Consider the following 21,163-nt stretch of genomic DNA (forward strand, 5'->3'; position numbering starts at 1 on the left):
TATTGCTCGAATTCCCTGCATTGATTATTCACCGATCCTCCGAGCAGGATTTGACGGTATCGGCGCCTGAGGCTACTCAGCTTTAGTTTTGCTTCACCCGACAAATGTAATTCCAAGGAGTGTTGGCGATGTCGACCAAAGCGCCCAATCCTGTTGACAAATATGTCGGCAGTCGTGTGCGCATGCGCCGCATCATGCTGGGCATGAGTCAGGAAAAGCTCGGCGAAGCGTTGGGCCTTACATTCCAGCAGGTTCAGAAATACGAGAAGGGGACCAACCGGGTCGGGGCGAGCCGCATTCAGCAGATCTCCGAAATACTCCAGGTGCCGGTGTCCTTCCTGTTTGAGGGCGGACCCAGCGGCACCATCAACGCCGAGGGCTTCAACGAAGGCAGTTCGCCGGCTTACGTGTCCGATTTTCTCGCGACATCGGAAGGTTTGGCGCTCACCCGCGCCTTCACGCGGATCACCGACGCCAAGCTTCGGCGCAGCATCGTCGATCTGGTCGAGCAGATCGCGACGCGCGAAGGGCCCGACAAGCGCTAACAGCAAACCGTCATTCCGGGGCGCGCGCAAAGCGAGCGAGCCCGGAATCTCGAGATTCCCCGATGCACAATTGTGCATCTGAGGTTCGCGCTACGCGCGCCCCGGAATGACGGCAGTTGAATTCCACAAGGCACCCACATGTTGAAGACAGCCAACGCGTTCGATCCCCGATGAGTGCCGCGAGCCGCGAGCCCGGCGATCGCGACGCTTCGCCCGATGACGCACTCGCCATTCATCCGCACGGCTCGTTCTTCGGCCGGCGCAAGGGTCACAAGCTTCGCTCGCACCAGGCTGACCTGATCGATCAACTGCTGCCCCGGCTTTCGCTTGAGATCGCAACCGCGCCGGCTTTGAGCCTCGCCGCGCTGTTCGATGTGCCGGTCGGCGATGTCAGACTGGAAATCGGGTTCGGCGGCGGCGAGCATCTGATCGCGGAAGCGCGCGCCTTTCCCGCGACCGGCTTCATCGGCTGCGAACCCTATGTCAACGGCATGGCCAAGATCCTGGCGCAGATCGAAGCCCATGCCGTCGGCAACGTCAGGCTGTTCGCGGGCGATGCCGCCGAACTGCTGGCATGGGCGCCGCCGCAATCGCTGTCGCGCATCGACCTGATCCATCCCGACCCATGGCCGAAACGGCGGCACTGGAAACGGCGTTTCGTGCAGGACGCCACCATCGGCGCAATGGCGCGCGTGCTACGGCCCGGCGGCGAATTTCGCTTCGTCAGCGATATCAGCGATTATTGCGCATGGACGCTGGCGCATCTTTCGCGCTCGCCGGATTTCATCTGGACTGCGGAGCGAGCCGATGACTGGCGCCTGCCCTGGGCCGGGTACACGATGACGCGCTACGGCCGCAAAGCCGAACGCGAAGGCCGGCGCGCCGCCTATCTGCGATTTCGACGGATCGGCTGACTTGATCGCGATTTGAAATCAGGCCGACTGACGGGTCTGCCAGAAATTCACCACACGCTCCGCGGTCAACGGCATCAGGCGCACGAAATTGGTGCGCACATTCTCGATGTCGGTCGGCGACGGCACCCGGGTTGGGCCGAGCCGGAGCAGGACCAAGGCGCGCACGGTGACCCATTCGAGCCCGATCGCCTTGCCGAGGATCAGGACCGGATCGTGGCGGTCGCCGGAAATCAGCCGATCGAGCGTTGCGATCTTCACGCCCGACATCGCGGATAGAACAGCAACCGACTCTTCGTATTTGTGGCTCTTGGCAAAGCCAAGCAGCGCGAGTTCGTTCAATTCGCCGTCGCGATGCAGCGCCATCACCTTGCGCTGTGCCGGCACGAAATCGCGGCGGCTCTCGACCTTTTCGGGGACGCCGGAGATTTCGCTCATCGCCTGCTTGATCGCGACCTGCCGGCCGGGCTTGACCACCTCGAACAGACGACGCCGCAGGATATCGATCGATCCCGCCAGGAGATCCTTCAACTGCAGGTCCGAAAGATCGTCGCGCTGGCCGACCTTGAGAGTCAGAACGCCATCCTTGCCGGCGCGCTTGATCAGTTCGGAATATCCCGTTTGCGAAAACTGCGCCCCGGCATTGCCGGCGGCGCGCCGCACCACATCGGCATCGCCGCGGCGCACGATCACGTCCGTCAGATCCGGCGAGAGCGTCGATCGCTCCGACATTGCCAGCAAATGACCCTGGCCGCGCAGGCGTGCGATTTCGATCAGGGCCTGCTCGTCGATGACGGGGGATCGGCGCAGCAATGGGCTCGCGATCGACAACTCGTCCTCACGCGCGAGTTGCCCGACCAAAGCGCGCGGCGCGTTGATCAGGCGGGACAGCCGTTCGGCCAGCTCGGCACGGGCGGCGATTTCGGTGTGCGGGACGAGATCGACGAGGATGCCGTCGAACAGATCGACGTGATGGGAGCGCAGATTGGGCGCGTCCTGCAGATACATTTCGGAGATGCGGCGAGCCGCCTCGGCCCGGCGCTTGGGATCGCCACCTCTGACGATCTCTTCGAGCCCGGGGATCATCGACGTGGCAACGGTCATGCAACACACTCAAATCCCGCGCAGCGGCGGATTTCCCGGCAAATTTAGGTCGGCTTGGTGAAGGAAGGGTTAGGTTCGAAACCGTCCTTTAGCCGCGCAAAATCGCGGCTTTGGGCCTCGCAGGCCTTGCCGGATGAGGTGAAAACCGCTATATCCGCGCCAACTTATGGTTCTCATACGATCGCGTATTGAGAGTGGGCCCGCTCCGGACCCGCTCTTTTTTATTACCTGAACGAGCCCGCAAGCGACCACACCGGGCATGGCTCAGGTGCATCCCGGACCGCTTTTACGGCCCGGCCACAACCCACGGCACGTCAGACCGCCCGAGTAGACCAAATTTGACACTGGATATGACTGATCCGACCACAGATTCCCCTGATATCGACCTGCTCGCCGAGCCGCGGCTGGTGGTTGAGCCGGGTGCTGCGGCGCGGGTATCGGCGGTCGCGGGTCCGGTGCTGCAGGGAATGGGTTACCGGCTGGTCCGGATCAAGATCTCCGGCGAATCCGGCTGCACCGTCCAGATCATGGCGGAGCGGCCCGATGGAACCATGCTGATCGAAGATTGTGAAGCGATTTCAAAGGCTTTGTCACCGGTCATGGATGTCGCCGATCCGATCGAGCGGGCCTACCGGCTGGAAATTTCCTCGCCCGGGATCGACCGGCCGCTGGTGCGCCGGACCGATTTTGAACGTTTTGCCGGCCATCTCGTGAAAATCGACATGGCGCTGGCCCATCAGGGCCGCAAGCGGTTCCGCGGCACGCTTGGCGGCGTCGAGGGCGATGTCGTGCACTTACATCGCGATGACATCCGGGCGGGCGAAGATGCCGACGTGGCGCTGGTCATGGAAGACATCGCGGACGCAAGGCTGGTTCTGACCGACGAGCTGATCGCGGAATCGATGCGGCGCGGCAAGGCCGCCGAGCGCGAGTTGCGCCAGAATCTCGGGCTAGAGCCGCCGCCTCCGCCGCACGCCAAAAAAAGCGATCCCGCGAAGAGCAACAAACCGAAGCCGAAATCGAACCTTAAGAAGCCAAGCGCCCCGAAAAATACCAAGGAACACCGTCTCGCCGCCGAAAGAGCGCGACGAGGCGACATCGATCCCACTGAAGGAGACTGAGCCATGGCAGCTGTCAGCGCCAATAAACTTGAACTGCTGCAGATCGCAGACGCCGTCGCGCGGGAAAAATCGATCGACCGGGGCATCGTGATCGCGGCGATGGAAGACGCCATCGCCAAGGCGGCGCGGGCCCGCTACGGCAGCGAGACCGACGTCCATGCCGAAATCGACGCCAAGAAGGGCGAATTGCGGCTGTCGCGCCACATGCTGGTGGTCGAGCAGGTCGAGAATTCATCGAACCAGATTTCGCTGGTCGATGCGCAACGCGCCAATCCCGGCGCCCAGGTCGGCGATACCATCGCCGATACCCTGCCGCCGCTGGAATATGGCCGGATCGCCGCGCAATCCGCCAAGCAGGTGATCGTGCAGAAGGTGCGCGAGGCCGAGCGCGACCGGCAATATCAGGAATTCAAGGATCGCATCGGCGATATCGTCAACGGCATCGTCAAGCGCGTCGAATATGGCAGCGTGATTGTCGATCTCGGCCGCGGCGAAGCCATCGTGCGGCGTGACGAGATGCTGCCGCGCGAAGTTTTCCGCAACGGCGATCGCGTGCGCGCCTATATTTTCGACGTGCGGCGTGAAACCCGCGGCCCGCAGATTTTCCTGTCGCGCACCCATCCGCAATTCATGGCGAAACTGTTCGCGCAGGAAGTGCCGGAAATCTATGACGGCATTGTCGAGATCAAGGCGGTCGCCCGCGATCCCGGGTCGCGCGCGAAAATCGGCGTGATTTCAAGGGATTCGTCGGTCGATCCGGTCGGCGCCTGCGTCGGCATGCGCGGCTCGCGCGTGCAGGCCGTGGTCAATGAATTGCAGGGCGAAAAGATCGACATCATTCCCTGGTCGCCCGATATCGCGACCTTTGTCGTCAACGCGCTGGCGCCCGCCGAAGTCGCCAAGGTCGTGATCGACGAAGATCGCGAACGGATCGAGGTTGTGGTTCCCGATACCAATAACCAATTGTCATTGGCGATCGGACGGCGCGGGCAGAACGTGCGTCTTGCTTCGCAACTGACCGGTTGGGACATCGACATTCTCACCGAGCAGGAAGAATCCGAACGCCGCCAGGCCGATTTCGAAAACTCAACCCGGGTTTTCATGGAAGCTTTGAACGTCGACGAAGTCGTCGGTCAATTGCTGGCGTCGGAAGGCTTTACCTCGGTGGAGGAACTGGCGCTGGTCGACAGCAAGGAACTGGCTGGTATCGAAGGTTTCGACGATGAAACCGCGAGCGAGCTGCAGAGCCGGGCCCGCGAATATCTGGAACAGCTCGAAGGCGAGCTCGAAAACAAACGTAAGGAGCTCGGTGTGGAAGACGCTTTGAAGACAGTGCCCGGCGTGACCTCGAAGATGCTGGTGAAGTTCGGCGAAAACGAAATCAAGACCGTCGAGGATCTCGCCGGTTGCGCCACCGACGATCTGGTCGGCTGGACCGAGCGCAAGGAAGGCAGCGAGCCGACCAAGCATCCCGGCATTCTCGATGCCAACGAAATCTCGCGCGACGATGCCGAGAACATGATCATGCAGGCGCGCGTCATCGCCGGCTGGATCACCGAAGCCGATCTGGTGAAGAAGCCCGAGGAGACCGAGACCGCTGAAGGTCAGCCGGTCTGATGCGGGCGTTCGCCAAAAACGCACGGTTCTGCGCAGCCGCAATGCGCACATGTTAGGAGAGACGTCACACGCATGCTTGCCCTCGCTGACCCCGATCTCGACAACGGACCGCGGACCGACAGGTCCGCGACGATGCGGATGTGCGCGGTCACGCGGCAGGTGCTGCCGATCGATGAACTGATCCGGTTCGTCGTCTCGCCCCAGAGCGAGGTATTGGCGGATTTGAAGCGCAAGCTTCCCGGCCGGGGCCTGTGGGTGACGGCCTCGCGGCAGACGGTTGCAGAAGCGGTCAAACGTCACCAATTTAGCAAAGGCTTCAAACGCGAGGTCCGCGCCGCGCCGACACTCGCGGCCGATACCGAAGCCTTGCTGGTGCGCAGTGCGATCGAAGCCCTCGCGATGGCCGCCAAGGCCGGGCAGGTGGTCGCCGGTTTCAGCAAGGTCGAGGGCGCCCTCGAAGCTGCCTTCAAAGGTAATTTGGCCCAGCGGCAGACCCAGGCTTCGGTCCATGCCCTGATCCATGCCTCCGACGGGGCGGCGGACGGAATCCGGAAATTGGACGCCATCGTCCGGCAAAATACCGGGAATATCGAAGAATCGAGCCCCTTCCCGGTAGTCACGGCGCTGACTTCGGAACAATTGGATTTGGCACTTGGCCGGTCAAATGTGATACATGCTGCCCTGCTCGCGGGCCCGGCGAGCAAGACCTTCCTGTCGCGCAGCCAAATCCTGGTCCGATACCGGATGGCGGATGACGACAGGACAGCCGGCCAAGCGACCCAGAATTCGCCGACACAGACCGTGCGGACACGCACGACGAAACAGGATTAGGACTGCTGAATGGTTGATACGAAAACGCCTGGCGACAAGACACTGAGTGTTCCGACCAAGACCTTGACGCTCAAGCCGCGCGTCGAGACGGGCACCGTGCGCCAGAGCTTCAGCCACGGCCGGACCAAGCAGGTCGTGGTCGAAAAGCGTGGCAAGCGCCGCGTCGGCGGTGACGCCCCCGCGCCGGAGACCCATGCGCCGGAGCCGGTCGTCGCCAAGCCGGCCGCACCGGTCGCCAAGCCGCAGGTTACTACTCGCCCCGCGCCACCGCCGGCCCCGCCGCGCAACAATTCGGGTGTGGTGCTTCGCACCCTGACCGAAGACGAGCGCAGCGCGCGCGCCAGTGCGCTTGCGGACGCCAAAGTACGCGACGTCGAAGAGCGGCGCCTGGCGGAAGAAGAAGCCAAGCGGCGCAACAGCAAGGAAGGCATCGAGCAGGCCGAGCGTGAAGCCGCCGAAGCCCGCCGCAAGGCCGAAGAAGAACGCCACCGCCTGGACGAGGAAGCCAAGCGCAAGGCCGAACTTGAAGCCAAGAAGCGCTTTGGCGAAGCAGAAGCCAAGGCAGCCGCCGCGGCCGCTCCTGCAGCAGCGGCCCGCCCCGCAGTGCCCGTTGCGCGGGCGCCCGGCATTGCCGCCGATGCCACCGACGAGGACGAAGGTCCGCGCCAGATCCGTCGTGGTCCGGGCGGCGCTGCCCGTCCGGCCACACCGCCGAAAACCACCGCCAAGCCGGCGCCCGCCAAGCAGCGCGGCCGCCTGACGCTGGTTACCGCGCTCAACGCCGATGATGTGCGCGAGCGCTCGATCGCATCGTTCCGCCGCCGCACCCAGCGCCTGAAGGGTCATGCGTCGAACGAGCCGAAGGAAAAGCTCATTCGCGAGGTGATCATCCCGGAAGCGATCAATATCCAGGAACTCGCCAACCGCATGTCGGAGCGGGCCGTTGACGTGATCCGCCTGCTGATGAAGCAGGGCGCGATGCACAAGATCACCGACGTGATCGATGCCGACACCGCGCAGTTGATCGCCGAAGAACTCGGTCACACCGTCAAGCGCGTCGCCGCGTCCGACGTCGAGGAAGGCCTGTTCGACGTCGTCGACGACTCGACCGATACCGAGCCGCGCTCGCCCGTGGTGACCGTGATGGGCCACGTCGATCACGGCAAGACCTCGCTGCTCGACGCGCTGCGCCACGCCAATGTGGTGTCCGGCGAAGCCGGCGGCATCACCCAGCACATCGGCGCCTATCAGGTGACCTCGCCGGAAAGCGGCAAGAAGATCACCTTCATCGACACCCCGGGCCACGCCGCGTTTACCGCGATGCGGGCGCGCGGCGCCAAGGTGACCGACATCGTGATCCTGGTGGTCGCGGCGGATGACGGCGTCATGCCGCAGACCATCGAGGCGATCAATCACGCCAAGGCGGCGAAGGTCCCGATGATCATCGCCATCAACAAGATCGACAAGCCCGACGCCAAGCCGGAGCGCGTGCGCACCGAACTACTGCAATACGAAGTGCAGGTCGAATCGCTCGGCGGCGACGTCGTCGATGTCGAGGTCTCGGCCAAGAACAAGACCAACCTCGACAAGCTGCTGGAAATGATTGCGCTGCAGGCCGAACTGCTCGACCTCAAGACCAACGCGTCGCGTCCCGCCGAGGGCACGGTGATCGAAGCCAAGCTCGATCGCGGCCGCGGTCCGGTCGCGACCGTGCTGGTTCAGCGCGGCACGCTGCGGGTCGGCGATATCATCGTTGCCGGCGCCGAGATGGGCCGCGTCCGCGCGCTGATCAACGATCAGGGCGAGACCATCGAGGAAGCGGGTCCTTCGGTTCCCGTCGAAGTGCTCGGCTTCAACGGTCCGCCGGAAGCCGGCGATCGTCTTGCCGTCGTGGAAAACGAAGCCCGCGCCCGCCAGGTCACCAGCTACCGCGCCCATCAGAAGCGCGAGAACGCCGCCGCCAGCATTTCCGGCATGCGCGGCTCGCTCGAGCAGATGATGTCGCAGCTCAAGACATCGGGCCGCAAGGACTTCCCGCTGATCATCAAGGCCGACGTCCAGGGCTCGCTGGAAGCGATCCTGGGATCGCTTGACAAGCTCGGCACCGACGAAGTCGCCGCCCGCATCCTGCATGCCGGCGTCGGCGGCATCAGCGAATCCGACGTCACGCTGGCGGAAGGCTTCAACGCCGCGATCATCGGCTTCAACGTGCGCGCCCACAAGGAAGCGGCCGCGGCCGCCAAGCGTAACGGCATCGAAATCCGCTATTACAACATCATCTACGATCTCGTGGATGACGTGAAGAAGGCGATGTCCGGCCTGCTGGCGCCGACGCTGCGCGAGACCATGCTGGGCAATGCGCTGATCCTGGAAGTGTTCAACATTTCCAAGGTCGGCAAGGTGGCCGGTTGCCGGGTCACCGACGGTTCGGTGGAACGCGGCGCCAATGTCCGCCTGATTCGCGACAATGTCGTCGTGCATGAAGGCAAGCTGTCGACGCTGAAGCGCTTCAAGGACGAAGTGAAGGAAGTGCAGTCCGGTCAGGAATGCGGCATGGCGTTCGAGAATTACGGCGACATGCGTGCCGGCGACATCATCGAGTGTTATCGCGTAGAGACGATTCAGCGCTCTCTGTAAGTCCAAACCTTACAGAAAGCTCTGCCTGCTTCATCCTGCGAGGCGCGGCCAGATAGCCGCTCCTCGAAATGAAGACCGAACCCTGATTTTTATGGTGTGGAGCGCAGCTTTGCTGCGCGTCTCCCGCCGTTAGGCCATTGAGAAAACGACAATGCCCAGTCATCACAAGAAGAGTTCCGCTCCCGGCGGCTCGCAGCGTCAGTTGCGCGTGGGCGAAACCGTGCGCCATGCGATTGCGGATATCCTGTCGCAAGGCAGCGTGCACGATCCCGACCTTGAAGGTCACATCATCACCGTGCCCGAGGTGCGGATGTCGCCGGATCTGAAACTGGCGACGGTGTATGTGATGCCGCTCGGCGGACGCGAGATCGACAAGGTGATCGCGACGCTGGATCGCAACAAGAAGTTCCTGCGCGGGGAAGTGGCGCATCGCGTTAACTTAAAATTTGCGCCTGATCTTCGCTTCCGCACCGACGAACGATTCGATGAAGCGGAACGAATAGAGAAATTACTGCGAACACCTGCGGTGCAAAGAGACCTCGCACCAGATTCGCCAGATTCGGAAGAGTGAATTGATGATCGTGACCACTGCCAACAGCCTCATTGAGCCGCTAACAGGCGATTCGAACGAGGCGACAAAAAATATTTCTTCGGATGCACCGCGCGAGGGGAATCACCCGCGCTCGGGCAAGCAGCCGCGCCAGAACAACCAGCCGCGCCGCGACAAACGCGACGTCCATGGCTGGGTCGTGCTCGACAAGCCGATCGGCATGACCTCGACCCAGGCGGTCGCGGTGGTGAAACGGCTGTTCCAGGCCAAGCGCGCCGGCCATGCCGGCACCCTCGATCCGCTGGCGTCCGGCGGTCTGCCGATCGCTATGGGCGAAGCCACCAAGACCGTCCCTTTCGTGATGGACGGCCGCAAGCGCTATCGCTTCACGGTGTGCTGGGGCGAGGAACGCGATACCGACGACACCGAGGGCCGGGTCACCCATACCAGCGAGGTCAGACCCTCCGCCGAGGCGATTTCCGCTTTGTTGCCGCGGTTTACTGGCGTCATCGAGCAGATCCCGCCGCAATATTCGGCCATCAAGGTCCAGGGCGAGCGGGCCTATGATTTGGCGCGGGACGGCGAGACGGTGGATTTGAAGCCGCGCCCGGTCGAGATTCACGAATTATCCCTTGTAGAACAGTTAGATAGTAGCCGGTCTGTATTCGAAGCCGAATGCGGCAAGGGAACCTATGTACGGGCGCTGGCCCGCGACATGGGCCGGCTGCTCGGCTGTTTTGGCCATATCTGCGCCCTGCGACGGACCCTGGTTGGCCCATTTGGTGAGGCGGACATGATTCCACTGGAACAGTTGGAGGCTTTGTGCGATAGAGCCGCGTCTGGCGAGGGCAGCCTCGCCGACGCGCTTTTGCCCGTTGAGACCGCGCTGGACGACATCCCGGCACTGGCCGTCACACGGGCTGATGCGGCAAGGCTCCATCGGGGCCAGGCCGTTTTGTTGCGCGGACGGGATGCGCCCAATAGTAGCGGCACAGTCTATGTCACGGTGGCAGGCCGGCTTTTGGCCCTCGCCGAAATTGGCAATGGCGAACTCATCCCCAAGCGCGTGTTCAACCTGACCGGACTGACTGCCAGTTCGGCTCGCAGCAATGAAAGTATCTGACGATGTCGATTACCGCAGAACGCAAAGCGGAAGTCATCAAGACCAATGCCAACAAGGCCGGCGACACCGGCTCGCCCGAGGTCCAAGTTGCGATCCTGTCGGAACGCATCAACAACCTTACCGGACATTTCAAATCCCACGTGAAGGACAATCATTCGCGCCGGGGGCTTTTGAAAATGGTCGCAACGCGCCGTTCGCTGCTTGACTACATCAAGCGGAAGGACGAGGCGCGTTACAAGACGCTGCTCGAAAAGCACAACATTCGCCGCTGAGTACAGTTCACGCGCGCATCCTGCGCGCGTATTTGCGCGCGGACTTTATAACGTCCGCGCGGCGTATCCAGCCGCAATCCGGCGGCTGGGTGTAACGGGCAAGAAGCCCGTACCATCGGAAGGATGGACGCCATTCGAAAATCAAAGACCATGGCAGGATCGCTGGATGCTGATCGCGCAATGCGCTCAACATCTCGCAATCTTGCGCATGGTCTTTGCGTTTCAGGCGTCCCTGCTTTCGTGAACCCATGAAAGAAAATCACAATGTTTAATATTCATTCAGTCGAGATCGACTGGGGTGGCCGTCCCCTCAAGCTTGAAACCGGAAAGATTGCCCGCCAGGCCGATGGCGCCGTGCTCGCCACCTATGGCGAGACCGTCGTGCTCGCCACCGTTGTTGCCGCCAAGGCGCCGCGCGAAGGCGTCGACTTCCTGCCGCTGACCGTCGATTACATCGAGAAGACCTATGCCGCCGGCCGCATTCCCGGCGGTTATTTCAAGCGCGAAGGCCGGCCCACCGAAAAGGAGACGCTAGTCTCCCGCCTGATCGACCGCCCGGTCCGCCCGTTGTTCGTCGATGGCTGGCGCAACGAAACCCAGGTCGTCGTGACCGTGCTGTCGCACGACATGGAAAACGATCCTGACGTTCTGGCCGTTGTCGCGGCCTCGGCCGCGCTGACACTGTCAGGCGCACCGTTCAAGGGCCCGATCGGCGCTGCCCGCGTCGGCTTCGTCAATGACGAATACGTTCTCAACCCGACGCTCGACGAGATGGTCGAAACCCAGCTCGACCTGGTTGTCGCCGGCACCGCCGACGCCGTGCTGATGGTGGAATCCGAAGCCAAGGAACTCAACGAAGAGATCATGCTCGGCGCCGTGATGTTCGGACATCGGCACTTCCAGCCGGTGGTCAATGCGATCATCGAGCTCGCCGAGAAGGCCGCCAAGGAACCGCGCGACGTCAAGGTCGTCGACGAAAGCGCGCTGGAAAAGGAAATGCTCGGGCTGATCGAGACCGATCTGCGCTCGGCCTACGCCATTCCGGTCAAGCAGGACCGCTACGCCGCGGTCGGCAAGGCCAAGGAGAAGGTGATGGCGCACTATTTCCCGGAAGGCCAGGAACCGAAATACGACAAGCTGCGCGTCGCCGGCGTGTTCAAGGAACTCGAATCCAAGATCGTTCGCTGGAACATCCTCGACACCGGCAAGCGCATCGATGGCCGCGATTCCAAGACCGTGCGTAACATCATCGCCGAAGTCGGCATCCTGCCCCGCGCCCACGGTTCGGCGCTGTTCACCCGCGGCGAGACCCAGGCGATGGTCGTGACCACGCTCGGCACCGGCGAGGACGAGCAGTACATCGACTCGCTGTCGGGAACCTACAAAGAGCAGTTCCTGCTGCACTACAATTTCCCTCCCTACTCGGTCGGTGAAACCGGGCGCATGGGCGGCACCAAGCGGCGTGAAATCGGCCATGGCAAGCTCGCCTGGCGCGCGATCCACCCCGTGCTGCCGCCGCACCACGAATTCCCCTACACGGTGCGCGTGGTCTCCGAGATCACCGAATCCAACGGATCGTCGTCGATGGCGTCGGTCTGCGGCGCCTCGCTGGCGCTGATGGATGCGGGTGTTCCCTTGAAGCGGCCGACCGCGGGTATCGCGATGGGCCTCATTCTGGAAGGCACGCGCTTTGCGGTGCTGTCGGACATTCTCGGCGACGAGGATCATCTCGGCGACATGGACTTCAAAGTCGCCGGCACCGACCACGGCATCACCTCGCTGCAGATGGACATCAAGATCGCCGGCATTACCGAGGAGATCATGAAGGTCGCGCTCGGCCAGGCCAAGGACGGGCGTATCCACATCCTCGGCGAAATGTCGAAGGCCCTGACCGCGGCCCGTGCCGAACTCGGCGAATACGCACCCCGCATCGAGACCTTCAAGATCCCGACCGACAAGATCCGTGAAGTGATCGGCACCGGCGGCAAGGTGATCCGCGAAATCGTCGAGAAGACCGGCGCCAAGGTCAACATCGAGGACGACGGCACCGTGAAGGTCGCTTCCGCCGATGGCGAATCGATCAAGGCGGCGATCAAGTGGATCAAGTCGATCGCGTCAGATCCGGAACTCAACGCGATCTATGACGGCACCGTGGTCAAGGTGATGGAGTTCGGCGCGTTCGTGAACTTCTTCGGCGCCAAGGACGGCCTCGTTCACATCAGCCAGCTCGCGGGCAACCGCGTGCAGAAGACCTCCGACGTCGTCAAGGAAGGCGACAAGGTCAAGGTCAAGCTGCTCGGCTTCGACGATCGCGGCAAGACGCGTTTGTCGATGAAGGCGGTCGATCAGGTGACCGGCGAAGACCTCGAGGCCAAGCAAAAGGCGGAAGCCCCGCGCGAAGCCGCCGGCGAGTAATCGCTCCCGAAATTCTTGTTAGCGAAAGGGCGGCTGAACAGCCGCCCTTTTTATTTGCGCCATTGCCGCGAGATTCGGAATAATCCCGCTGCACGCAGAGTCTATTACCTCGGGAGGGTCAGGGTGGGGCTCTTCGGAGCGCGACCATCATCGTGTATTCCTGTGGCGAGCCCCCCGCTTGCTATAGTAAGCCCCCATCCTGGCCCTCCTCCGCTCGCGGAACGCGTTCGATGCCATTACCAACCATCCGTCCCGCGCGGACCGGCGAATACGACGCGGTCGCCCGGGTCTGGATGAATAGCTGGGTCTCCACCGGGCTCGCAGAGGCCAGTCCTTTTCTGCTGGCCCAATTGCGTGCGCGTATCGCACTCGAAACCGAAAACGGCTGGAGCCTTTACGTCGCCGACGATGACGGCACACTGGCGGCCATGCTGGCGCTGCATTTGCCTAAAAAGTATCTCGACATGTTATTCGTCGCCCCGGAATATCAGGGGCGCAGCCTTGGACGGACATTGCTCGCTTTCACACGCCGGCAGATGCCCGACGAAATCGAGCTGCGCTGCGTTCGCGAGAACGAAAAGGCCTGGCGCTGGTATGAACGTGAAGGTTTTGTGTTCGAACACGAAAAAATGGAGCCCATGACCGGATACGTCATGAAGTATTATCGGTGGAAGAATAGGAAGCCTGCCCGATGATGAAGCTCTATTGGTCGCCGCGCTCGCGATCGTTTTCCGCATTGTGGCTGATGGAAGAAACCGGGCAACCTTATGAACGCGTGCTGACCGACATTTCGACCGGCGCGCAGAAGGCGCCTGAATATCTCGCGATCAATCCGATGGGCAAGGTTCCGGCGTTGCAGGACGGCGACGCGACGCTCGCCGAAGCGGCGGCCATCTGTGCCTATGTCGCCGAACGCTACCCCGAAGCGAGGCTGGCGCCGCCGCTCGGCGATCCCTTGCGCGCGAAATATCTCTACTGGCTGTTTTTTGCGCCGGGCTGTGTCGAACCCGCGATGGTGCAGGTCGCCACCAAGATCGAGATGAATCCGGTGGCCGCAGGCTGGGGCGATGCGCAAAAGGTATTCGATGTGCTCGACGCTGCGCTGACCAAGGGACCGTGGTTGCTCGGCGAGAATTTCTCGGCCGCCGACATCGCGATCGGCTCGGGCCTGAATTTTGCGGTGCGGCTGTTCAAGATGGTGCCGTCGCGCCCGTCCTTTGAGCGTTACATCGACCGCTGCGCCGCACGGCCGGCGTTCCAGCGCGCGGGCGTGCTTGCGGCGGGATGAGCGAAGAATCGTAGGGTGGGCAAAGGCGCGTCTTCGCGCCGTGCCCACCAATCTATCGCTGATTTGTTGTGTTGAGTGGTGGGCGCGCTTCGCTTTGCCCACCCTACGGCTGCCACGGCTGCTGAAATCGCTACTCCGCCGTGTCCTTTAAATCTTCCGGCCGGGGCATCGAAATCACGTTGTAACCGGAATCGACGAAATGGGTTTCGCCGGTCACGCCGCCTGACAGTTCCGACAACAGATACAGCGCCGAACCGCCCAGCTCTTCCAGAGTCACGCCGCGGCCGAGCGGTGAGTGTTTCTGCTGGAACGCAAACATGGTGCGCGCATCGCCGATGCCCGAACCCGCCAGGGTGCGAATCGGTCCGGCCGAAATCGCATTTACGCGAATGCCGCGCGGCCCGAAATCGGCCGCAAGATACCGCACCGAAGCTTCCAGCGCCGCCTTGGCCACGCCCATCACATTGTAGTTCGGCATCACCCGCGTGGAGCCGCCGAAGCTCAGCGTGACCATGGTGCCGCCCGAAGCCGGCATCAGCTCAGCCGCGCGCTTGGCCAATTCGGTAAACGAGAAACACGATATCAGCATCGTGCGCGAGAAATTTTCGCGGCTGGTGTCGGCGTAACGTCCCTTCAGCTCATTCTTGTCGGAGAACGCAATGGCGTGAACCAGAAAATCCAGTTGGCCCCATTTGTCGCGCAGCGTCTCGAACACGGAATCGACGCTGGCGATATTTTCCACATCGCAGGGCAGCACCAGTTCGACGCCAAGCGATTGCGCCAGCGGCTTGACGCGTTTGCCGAGCGCATCGCCCTGAAACGTGAAAGCGAGTTCCGCGCCCTGCCCCGCGAGCGCCTTGGCAATGCCCCAGGCAATCGAATGATCATTGGCGATGCCCATGATCAATCCACGTTTGCCTTTCATCAGGTCTTGCATCGTCCGAGTACCTTCTCTTGTGTATTGGTCGGATTTATCTCGGCCATCCACGTCTTCGATGTGGAGTTTAAAGACGTGGATGCCCGGCACAAGGCCGGGCATGACGATGAATTGGGATATTCAGGTCGCGCGCAGTCTCACGCGTCCAGCCGCTTGAACACCAGCGTGGCGTTGGTGCCGCCGAATCCGAAGGAATTGGAAAGTACGGTGCCGAGCTTGGCATTGTCGATGCGCTTGCGCACGATCGGCATGTCGGCGAACACCGGGTCGAGCTCGGTGATGTGGGCGCTTTCGCAAATGAAACCATTGTTCATCATCAGCAGCGAATAGATCGCTTCCTGCACGCCGGTGGCGCCGAGCGAATGGCCGGTCAGCGCCTTGGTCGCGGAGATCGGCGGACACGCCTCGCCGGTGCCGAACACCTTGCGGATCGCCTCCATTTCAGGCGGATCGCCGGCAGGTGTCGAGGTCGCATGCGGATTGATGTAATCGATCTTGGTCTTGACCGTCGACATCGCCATTTTCATGCAGCGTTCGGCGCCCTCGCCCGAAGGAGCGACCATGTCATAGCCGTCGGAGGTGGCGCCGTAGCCGACGATCTCGCCATAGATGCGCGCGCCCCGCGCCTTGGCATGTTCAAGTTCTTCGAGAACGACCACGCCGGCGCCGCCGGCAATGACAAATCCGTCGCGGCTGACGTCATAGGGGCGCGAGGCGGTCGCGGGCGTATCATTGTACTTCGACGACATCGCGCCCATCGCGTCGAACAGCACCGACATCGACCAGTCGAGATCCTCGCAGCCGCCGGCAAAAATAATGTCCTGCTTGCCGATCTGGATGGTCTCGTAGGCATTGCCGATGCAATGGTTCGACGTGGCGCAGGCCGATGAGATCGAATAGTTCACGCCCTTGATCTTGAACCAGGTGGCGAGCGTCGCGGAAGCCATCGACGACATCGCCTTCGGCACCGCGAACGGGCCGACCCGCTTCGGCCCCTTGGTGCGGGCGGTATCGGCCGCTTCAATGATGGTGCGGGTTGACGGGCCGCCGGAGCCCATGATGATGCCGGTACGCTCGTTGGAAATTTCCGACGGCCCGAGGCCGGAATCCTGAATCGCCTGTTCCATCGCGACGTGATTCCACGCCGAGCCTTCGGCGAGGAAACGCATCGCACGCCTATCGATCATCGCGGACGGGTCGAGTGTTGGCGCCCCCTGAACCTGGGAGCGGAAACCGAGCTCCGCATATTTTTCAGCGCGCGTGATTCCGGATTTTGCCCCGTGGAGGCTCGCCAGCACTTCCTGGGTGTTGTTTCCGATGGATGAGACGATGCCCATCCCCGTGATGACAACCCGCTTCATGATCGCCTCGCCCTGTCGTTACGTTATTATGACCGTTATCAATCTGAATGCCGTCTCTTGCGCTGCAGCAGGTAGCTTATGTTCCCGATTGCGGTGCGGTGTCCTGCTTGAACAGCCCGACCTTCAGATCCTTCGCGCGATAGATAATCTCGCCGTCCATGGAAAGCCAGCCATCGGCAATACCCAACACCAGCTTTGAACGCATCACCCGTTTGATATCGATGTTGTACACAACCTTGCGGACGTTCGGCAGAACCTGTCCGGCCAGCTTCAGTTCCCCGAGCCCCAGCGCCCGGCCGCGGCCTGCGCCGCCGGTCCAGCCCAGAAAAAATCCAACCATCTGCCAGAGCGCATCGAGACCAAGGCATCCCGGCATCACCGGATCGTTCTTGAAATGGCATCCGAAAAACCAGAGGTCCGGCTTCACGTCGAGTTCGGCGCGGACGACACCCTTGCCATGCTCGCCGCCGGTCTCCGATATCTCGCTGATGCGGTCGAACATCAGCATCGGCGGTAGCGGCAACTGGGCGTTGCCGGGGCCGAACAGCTCGCCGCGGGCGCATGCCAGCAGATCTTCGTATTCATAACCGCCGCGCCGATCCAGCATGGTGCCAGCCTTTTCAAAGTCCTGAGGAAGCGTTTTCGAGCGAAATGGACCTGTTTCGCGTAGGAAGCACGCCAATTTTGACCGATTGGCGCTGAAACCACAGGTCAGGATAAGGTCCTGCAGCAACCAGTGCTCGCCTTTGCCGAAAACGCAAGGCTATGTCCGCGCGCTCTCTATCATAGGCCCAGCGGGTGGCAAAGCGCCCCGCCAGGGCAAATAGCCGCGTTTTCCGGTCATCGGCTTAACCTTGCGCCGGTTCTAGTTGCGAAAAACTTGCATCTACCGGGTTTCCCCTCTATATTTTCCTGAGATAGTGCAGAACGAGTGCGGTGCCGGACGTGGAAATGAACGACAACGATTCGATGTTGAATGATGACGCCGCCGATTCCGTGGCCCACCTTGCGGGACACCAGCCGGCACTGACCGGTTGTCCGTGGCACGACGTCAACGAGATGCTGCAGGCCGCGGGCCTGCGCCCGACCCGTCAACGCATGGCGCTGGGCTGGCTCCTGTTCGGCAAGGGCGCGCGCCATCTCACCGCGGAAATGCTGTACGAGGAGGCGACCCTCGCCAAGGTCCCGGTGTCACTCGCCACCGTCTACAACACGCTCAACCAGCTCACCGATGCGGGCTTGCTGCGCCAGGTCAGCGTCGACGGCACCAAGACCTATTTCGACACCAACGTCACGACGCATCACCACTTCTATCTCGAGAACAACCACGAGCTGGTCGATATTCCGGATCCGCATCTGGTGCTGCAGAAGATGCCCGAAGTGCCCGAGGGCTATGAGATCGCCCGGGTCGACATGGTCGTCCGGCTGCGCAAGAAGCGCTGAGCGAAAGACGCGAAATCGTCATACGCGGGCTTGACCCGCGTATCCATCACTTCACGAAATGCTTTTCGAAGCGCGATGGATTGCCGGGTCAAGCCCGGCAATGACAAAAATCTCACTCCACCTTCTCGTCCGCATAGACGCCCCACAGGCGCTGCTGTTCGATCCAGCCATCGAAACCGTTGCCGGCGACGTGGCACCAGCCGGATGTGCATTTCTTGACCTGGGCCACGACACCGACCTGCAAACGGGCGGCGATCGCGCTGGCGCCATCGGCGCTATCATGCAGCGGCGCCAGATCGTCCTTGCTCTTCATGGTGACGACGGCGGTGCGGCGGCCTGACAGCAGCGAATGATAGACCCAGCCTTCGGCGCCTTCGGAATCGCGGACCCGGCGCCAGTTCTCGAACTCGGCGGTGATCTCAACCGGCAGGCCGGAGCGGGTGTAGACCCAGGCGACGTCGTTATCCTTGGTCGGGCCGGCCCTGACATTCACATGATCGGATTTGAGGCTGACATAGCGCGGCACCGGCAGACCGCTGGTGGTGAGCGCCGAATCCTTTGCCGACAATGCCGTGCCGACCGAGGCCCCCAGCAAGCAACCCGCGACAACCACCACAGAATAGAAACGCCTCAACGCCATCAACTCGTCTCCTGCCGAGAACCCAGCCCAAATTCTTTGAGCTGAAACACGCGCAACCGATCTCTCAAAAACCCGTACCCCCGTGCTGGCAGCCCTTCGGGTCGTGAGACCCGGTTCCCTCAGGGGTTCTTGTCTTGGCCCGGCCTTCTGCTAGAGAGGACAGAACGCCGAAAACCAACAACAGCCCGAATGTTCCCTTGGGAAATCGCAAGGGCGATATCCGGGGGGAAACCCAGGAAAACCCTAGCGAAAAACCTGAAGAAAACCCTCGGGAAACCAAAGAAACCTTAGAGCGAACCGAGAAGCCAACGACGGCACCACGCGGTCGCGGCAGTGTCGAACAACCGGGTTAATGAGGTCTGAACAACCTCGCGAGAGCAGGACATGTCGGTCAAGAAAAAGCCTCTCGTCGTCGTCACGCGCAAGCTGCCGGACTCGATCGAAACCCGCATGCGCGAATTGTTCGACGCGCGGCTCAATCTCGACGATACGCCGATGAGCCCGGAGCAGATCGCCGACGCCGTTCGCACAGCCGACGTGCTGGTTCCAACCGTTACCGACGAGATCACCGAAGAGCTTCTCAAGCAGCCGGAATGCACGCTGAAGCTGATCGCCAATTTCGGCAACGGGGTCGACAATATCGATGTCGTGGCGGCCCATGCGCGCGGCATCACCGTGACCAACACGCCGAAGGTTCTGACCGAAGACACCGCCGACATGACCATGGCGCTGATTCTCTCGGTGCCGCGCCGGCTGATCGAGGGCGCCTCGGTGCTGACCGACGGCAAGCATTGGCCGGGCTGGTCGCCGACCTGGATGCTCGGTCATCGCATCGGCGGCAAGCGGCTCGGCATCATCGGCATGGGCCGCATCGGCCAAGCCGTAGCCCGCCGGGCGCGCGCCTTCGGCCTGCAGATTCACTACCATAACCGCCGACCCGTCGCGCCCAAGATCGCCGAGGAGTTGGGTGCGACCTATTGGGAAAGCCTCGACCAGATGCTGGCGCGGATGGACATCATCTCGGTGAATTGTCCGCACACCCCGGCGACGTTTCATTTGCTGTCGGCGCGGCGGCTGAAGCTGATCCGCAAGGATGCCTATATCGTCAACACCGCGCGCGGCGAGGTGATCGACGAAGACACGCTGGTCAAGCTGATCGAAGCCGGCGACATCGCCGGCGCCGGCCTCGACGTGTTCGAGAACGAACCCGCGGTCAGTCCAAAACTGCTCCGGCTGGCGAAAGCCGGCAAGGTGGCGCTGCTGCCGCATATGGGCTCGGCGACGATCGAGGGCCGGGTCGAGATGGGCGAGAAGGTGATCATCAACATCCGCGCCTTCCTCGACAATCACAAGCCGCCGGATCGCGTGCTGCCGAGCATGTTGTAATCATTCAAGCGTCTTTTCTTTTGCGCCGCTCCTGCTTGCGCCATTCGGCGACAAAGGCCACGAACGCGCCGAGCGCGGGCGGCAGTTGGCGGCGGCTCGGATAATACAGAAATGGTCCCGAAAACGGCGTGCACCAGTCGTCGAGCACGCTGACCAGCGCGCCGGATTTGACGGCTTCGCGCACATAGCCCTCGAAGGTCAGCCAAAAGCCAAGCCCATCATGCACGGCGCGGTGCACGAGACCTGCATAGTTCGCGATCAATATTGGCGGAGGTGATACCTTCATCACCTGTCCCGCCTTCTCGAACTCCCACTCCTGCAGCACGCCGGTGCCAAAGCGGATACTGATGCAACGGTGATCGAGCAAATCCTTGGGGTGTTTTGGCTTGCCATGCCGCGCGACATAATCGGGCGACGCCACCACCGCATAGCGCTGCGGTCCGCTGAGCGACAGCGCGACCATGTCCAGCGCCAGATGTTCGCCGTAACGCACGCCGGCGTCGAAGCCATCGGCGACGATATCGACGAATGAACTTTCCGCGACGATCTCCAGATCGATCTGCGGATAAGCGCGCAGGAAAGGCGCGATCATCGGCGCCAGCACCAGGTCGATCGCCGGCGACGGCGCATTGATACGCAACCTTCCCGACGGCACGCCGCGCAGCCCGCGCACCTGATCGAGCGCCGCGCTGACATCCCCCATCGCCGGCCCGATGCGGCTGAGCAGCAATTCGCCGGCTTCCGTCAATGCGACGCTGCGGGTGGTGCGGTTCATCAGGCGGACGCCGAGACGTTCCTCCATGTCACGCAGCCGCTGGCTGAGGCTTGAGACCGAGACGCGTTGCTCAAGCGCCGCACGGCGGAAATTCCGGGTGCGGGCCACGGCCACAAAGGCGTCGAGATCGCGAAGGTCGGGATCGCTCATTGTTCGATATAATGAACAAACCATTCGGCATTGTCTATCTTATCGTCTCAATCGAAA

General features: G+C 62.1%; 20 protein-coding genes. 14 read left to right on the forward strand and 6 right to left on the reverse strand.

Annotation, left to right across the window (positions count from 1 at the left end):
- Window positions 1-128 precede the first annotated feature (128 nt).
- Both HB676_RS00615 and trmB read left to right on the forward strand, forming a co-directional pair.
- Window positions 129-545, forward strand: a complete 417-nt coding sequence (locus tag HB676_RS00615; protein ID WP_213735715.1) for a helix-turn-helix transcriptional regulator — start codon at window positions 129-131, stop codon at window positions 543-545.
- A gap of 170 nt (window positions 546-715) precedes the next feature.
- Entirely contained in the window at window positions 716-1,459 is a 744-nt protein-coding gene (gene trmB / locus HB676_RS00620) for a tRNA (guanosine(46)-N7)-methyltransferase TrmB (protein WP_213735716.1), read from the forward strand.
- 18 nt (window positions 1,460-1,477) lie between these two features.
- Here trmB and HB676_RS00625 read toward each other — a convergent pair whose 3' ends face one another.
- Window positions 1,478-2,560 (reverse strand): DUF2336 domain-containing protein, encoded by a 1,083-nt coding sequence (locus HB676_RS00625; RefSeq protein WP_213735717.1) that lies wholly within the window; start codon window positions 2,558-2,560, stop codon window positions 1,478-1,480.
- A gap of 350 nt (window positions 2,561-2,910) precedes the next feature.
- On the opposite strand from HB676_RS00625, the gene rimP reads away from it, so the two are divergent.
- The 10 genes from rimP to HB676_RS00675 all read left to right on the forward strand — a co-directional run bounded on the left by rimP (window position 2,911) and on the right by HB676_RS00675 (window position 14,414).
- Window positions 2,911-3,681 (forward strand): ribosome maturation factor RimP, encoded by a 771-nt coding sequence (rimP, locus tag HB676_RS00630; RefSeq protein WP_213735718.1) that lies wholly within the window; start codon window positions 2,911-2,913, stop codon window positions 3,679-3,681.
- Window positions 3,682-3,684: 3 nt separating this feature from the next.
- Entirely contained in the window at window positions 3,685-5,298 is a 1,614-nt protein-coding gene (gene nusA, locus HB676_RS00635) for a transcription termination factor NusA (RefSeq protein ID WP_213735719.1), read from the forward strand.
- A gap of 72 nt (window positions 5,299-5,370) precedes the next feature.
- Window positions 5,371-6,129: an RNA-binding protein gene (locus HB676_RS00640; protein WP_213735720.1), complete on the forward strand. Its 759-nt coding sequence runs from the start codon at window positions 5,371-5,373 to the stop codon at window positions 6,127-6,129.
- Window positions 6,130-6,138: 9 nt separating this feature from the next.
- Window positions 6,139-8,766 (forward strand): translation initiation factor IF-2, encoded by a 2,628-nt coding sequence (gene infB, locus HB676_RS00645; RefSeq protein WP_213735721.1) that lies wholly within the window; start codon window positions 6,139-6,141, stop codon window positions 8,764-8,766.
- Between the two features lie 151 nt (window positions 8,767-8,917).
- Window positions 8,918-9,337, forward strand: coding sequence for a 30S ribosome-binding factor RbfA (rbfA, locus tag HB676_RS00650; RefSeq protein WP_213735722.1), 420 nt, complete (start codon window positions 8,918-8,920; stop codon window positions 9,335-9,337).
- A gap of 4 nt (window positions 9,338-9,341) precedes the next feature.
- Window positions 9,342-10,439, forward strand: coding sequence for a tRNA pseudouridine(55) synthase TruB (truB, locus tag HB676_RS00655; RefSeq protein ID WP_213735723.1), 1,098 nt, complete (start codon window positions 9,342-9,344; stop codon window positions 10,437-10,439).
- 2 nt (window positions 10,440-10,441) lie between these two features.
- A complete protein-coding gene (gene rpsO, locus HB676_RS00660) occupies window positions 10,442-10,711 on the forward strand; it encodes a 30S ribosomal protein S15 (RefSeq protein WP_213735724.1) in 270 nt (89 codons plus the stop codon).
- A gap of 264 nt (window positions 10,712-10,975) precedes the next feature.
- On the forward strand, window positions 10,976-13,126 hold the full coding sequence (pnp, locus tag HB676_RS00665) for a polyribonucleotide nucleotidyltransferase (RefSeq protein WP_213735725.1): 2,151 nt from the start codon (window positions 10,976-10,978) through the stop codon (window positions 13,124-13,126).
- Between the two features lie 230 nt (window positions 13,127-13,356).
- Window positions 13,357-13,821 (forward strand): GNAT family N-acetyltransferase, encoded by a 465-nt coding sequence (locus HB676_RS00670; RefSeq protein ID WP_213735726.1) that lies wholly within the window; start codon window positions 13,357-13,359, stop codon window positions 13,819-13,821.
- On the forward strand, window positions 13,818-14,414 hold the full coding sequence (locus tag HB676_RS00675; RefSeq protein ID WP_213735727.1) for a glutathione S-transferase family protein: 597 nt from the start codon (window positions 13,818-13,820) through the stop codon (window positions 14,412-14,414). Before HB676_RS00670 ends, HB676_RS00675 begins: the two co-directional genes overlap by 4 nt.
- A 130-nt stretch (window positions 14,415-14,544) precedes the next feature.
- On the opposite strand, the gene fabI is transcribed toward HB676_RS00675, so the two are convergent.
- The 3 genes from fabI to fabA all read right to left on the reverse strand — a co-directional run bounded on the left by fabI (window position 14,545) and on the right by fabA (window position 17,319).
- Window positions 14,545-15,351: an enoyl-ACP reductase FabI gene (gene fabI / locus HB676_RS00680; protein ID WP_213735728.1), complete on the reverse strand. Its 807-nt coding sequence runs from the start codon at window positions 15,349-15,351 to the stop codon at window positions 14,545-14,547.
- 137 nt (window positions 15,352-15,488) lie between these two features.
- Complete coding sequence (gene fabB / locus HB676_RS00685) at window positions 15,489-16,712, reverse strand: beta-ketoacyl-ACP synthase I (RefSeq protein ID WP_213735729.1); 1,224 nt, start codon at window positions 16,710-16,712, stop codon at window positions 15,489-15,491.
- A gap of 76 nt (window positions 16,713-16,788) precedes the next feature.
- Window positions 16,789-17,319: a 3-hydroxyacyl-[acyl-carrier-protein] dehydratase FabA gene (gene fabA / locus HB676_RS00690; protein ID WP_213735730.1), complete on the reverse strand. Its 531-nt coding sequence runs from the start codon at window positions 17,317-17,319 to the stop codon at window positions 16,789-16,791.
- A 344-nt stretch (window positions 17,320-17,663) separates the two neighbouring features.
- Here fabA and irrA point away from each other — a divergent pair, with 344 nt between their 5' ends.
- Complete coding sequence (gene irrA / locus HB676_RS00695; protein ID WP_275944901.1) at window positions 17,664-18,155, forward strand: iron response transcriptional regulator IrrA; 492 nt, start codon at window positions 17,664-17,666, stop codon at window positions 18,153-18,155.
- Window positions 18,156-18,267: 112 nt separating this feature from the next.
- On the opposite strand, the gene HB676_RS00700 is transcribed toward irrA, so the two are convergent.
- Window positions 18,268-18,795, reverse strand: coding sequence for an SH3 domain-containing protein (locus HB676_RS00700; RefSeq protein ID WP_213735731.1), 528 nt, complete (start codon window positions 18,793-18,795; stop codon window positions 18,268-18,270).
- Window positions 18,796-19,179: 384 nt separating this feature from the next.
- Between HB676_RS00700 and HB676_RS00705 the strand changes: the two genes are divergently transcribed.
- The gene (locus tag HB676_RS00705; RefSeq protein ID WP_213735732.1) at window positions 19,180-20,181 is read left to right on the forward strand and encodes a D-glycerate dehydrogenase; all 1,002 of its coding nucleotides are present in this window, start codon (window positions 19,180-19,182) and stop codon (window positions 20,179-20,181) included.
- A 4-nt stretch (window positions 20,182-20,185) separates the two neighbouring features.
- On the opposite strand, the gene HB676_RS00710 is transcribed toward HB676_RS00705, so the two are convergent.
- Window positions 20,186-21,106 carry a LysR family transcriptional regulator gene (locus HB676_RS00710; protein WP_213735733.1) on the reverse strand — a complete coding sequence of 307 codons (921 nt, stop codon included), beginning with the start codon at window positions 21,104-21,106 and terminating at the stop codon, window positions 20,186-20,188.
- Between the last annotated feature and the right edge of the window lie 57 nt (window positions 21,107-21,163).

It is taken from the genome of Bradyrhizobium sp. dw_411 (assembly GCF_018449695.1).
GTDB lineage: Bacteria > Pseudomonadota > Alphaproteobacteria > Rhizobiales > Xanthobacteraceae > Bradyrhizobium.

Bases quoted from the DNA above. Each gene is read 5' to 3' on its own strand.
- truB (WP_213735723.1), top strand. From the start codon at position 9,342: ATGATCGTGACCACTGCCAACAGCCTCATTGAGCCGCTAACAGGCGAT.
- pnp (WP_213735725.1), top strand. From the start codon at position 10,976: ATGTTTAATATTCATTCAGTCGAGATCGACTGGGGTGGCCGTCCCCTC.
- fabI (WP_213735728.1), bottom strand. From the start codon at position 15,351: ATGCAAGACCTGATGAAAGGCAAACGTGGATTGATCATGGGCATCGCC.
- HB676_RS00710 (WP_213735733.1), bottom strand. From the start codon at position 21,106: ATGAGCGATCCCGACCTTCGCGATCTCGACGCCTTTGTGGCCGTGGCC.
- HB676_RS00615 (WP_213735715.1), top strand. From the start codon at position 129: ATGTCGACCAAAGCGCCCAATCCTGTTGACAAATATGTCGGCAGTCGT.
- fabA (WP_213735730.1), bottom strand. From the start codon at position 17,319: ATGCTGGATCGGCGCGGCGGTTATGAATACGAAGATCTGCTGGCATGC.
- fabB (WP_213735729.1), bottom strand. From the start codon at position 16,712: ATGAAGCGGGTTGTCATCACGGGGATGGGCATCGTCTCATCCATCGGA.
- HB676_RS00705 (WP_213735732.1), top strand. From the start codon at position 19,180: ATGTCGGTCAAGAAAAAGCCTCTCGTCGTCGTCACGCGCAAGCTGCCG.
- trmB (WP_213735716.1), top strand. From the start codon at position 716: ATGAGTGCCGCGAGCCGCGAGCCCGGCGATCGCGACGCTTCGCCCGAT.
- rpsO (WP_213735724.1), top strand. From the start codon at position 10,442: ATGTCGATTACCGCAGAACGCAAAGCGGAAGTCATCAAGACCAATGCC.
- irrA (WP_275944901.1), top strand. From the start codon at position 17,664: ATGAACGACAACGATTCGATGTTGAATGATGACGCCGCCGATTCCGTG.
- HB676_RS00625 (WP_213735717.1), bottom strand. From the start codon at position 2,560: ATGACCGTTGCCACGTCGATGATCCCCGGGCTCGAAGAGATCGTCAGA.
- nusA (WP_213735719.1), top strand. From the start codon at position 3,685: ATGGCAGCTGTCAGCGCCAATAAACTTGAACTGCTGCAGATCGCAGAC.
- HB676_RS00675 (WP_213735727.1), top strand. From the start codon at position 13,818: ATGATGAAGCTCTATTGGTCGCCGCGCTCGCGATCGTTTTCCGCATTG.
- HB676_RS00670 (WP_213735726.1), top strand. From the start codon at position 13,357: ATGCCATTACCAACCATCCGTCCCGCGCGGACCGGCGAATACGACGCG.
- infB (WP_213735721.1), top strand. From the start codon at position 6,139: ATGGTTGATACGAAAACGCCTGGCGACAAGACACTGAGTGTTCCGACC.
- HB676_RS00700 (WP_213735731.1), bottom strand. From the start codon at position 18,795: ATGGCGTTGAGGCGTTTCTATTCTGTGGTGGTTGTCGCGGGTTGCTTG.
- rimP (WP_213735718.1), top strand. From the start codon at position 2,911: ATGACTGATCCGACCACAGATTCCCCTGATATCGACCTGCTCGCCGAG.
- HB676_RS00640 (WP_213735720.1), top strand. From the start codon at position 5,371: ATGCTTGCCCTCGCTGACCCCGATCTCGACAACGGACCGCGGACCGAC.
- rbfA (WP_213735722.1), top strand. From the start codon at position 8,918: ATGCCCAGTCATCACAAGAAGAGTTCCGCTCCCGGCGGCTCGCAGCGT.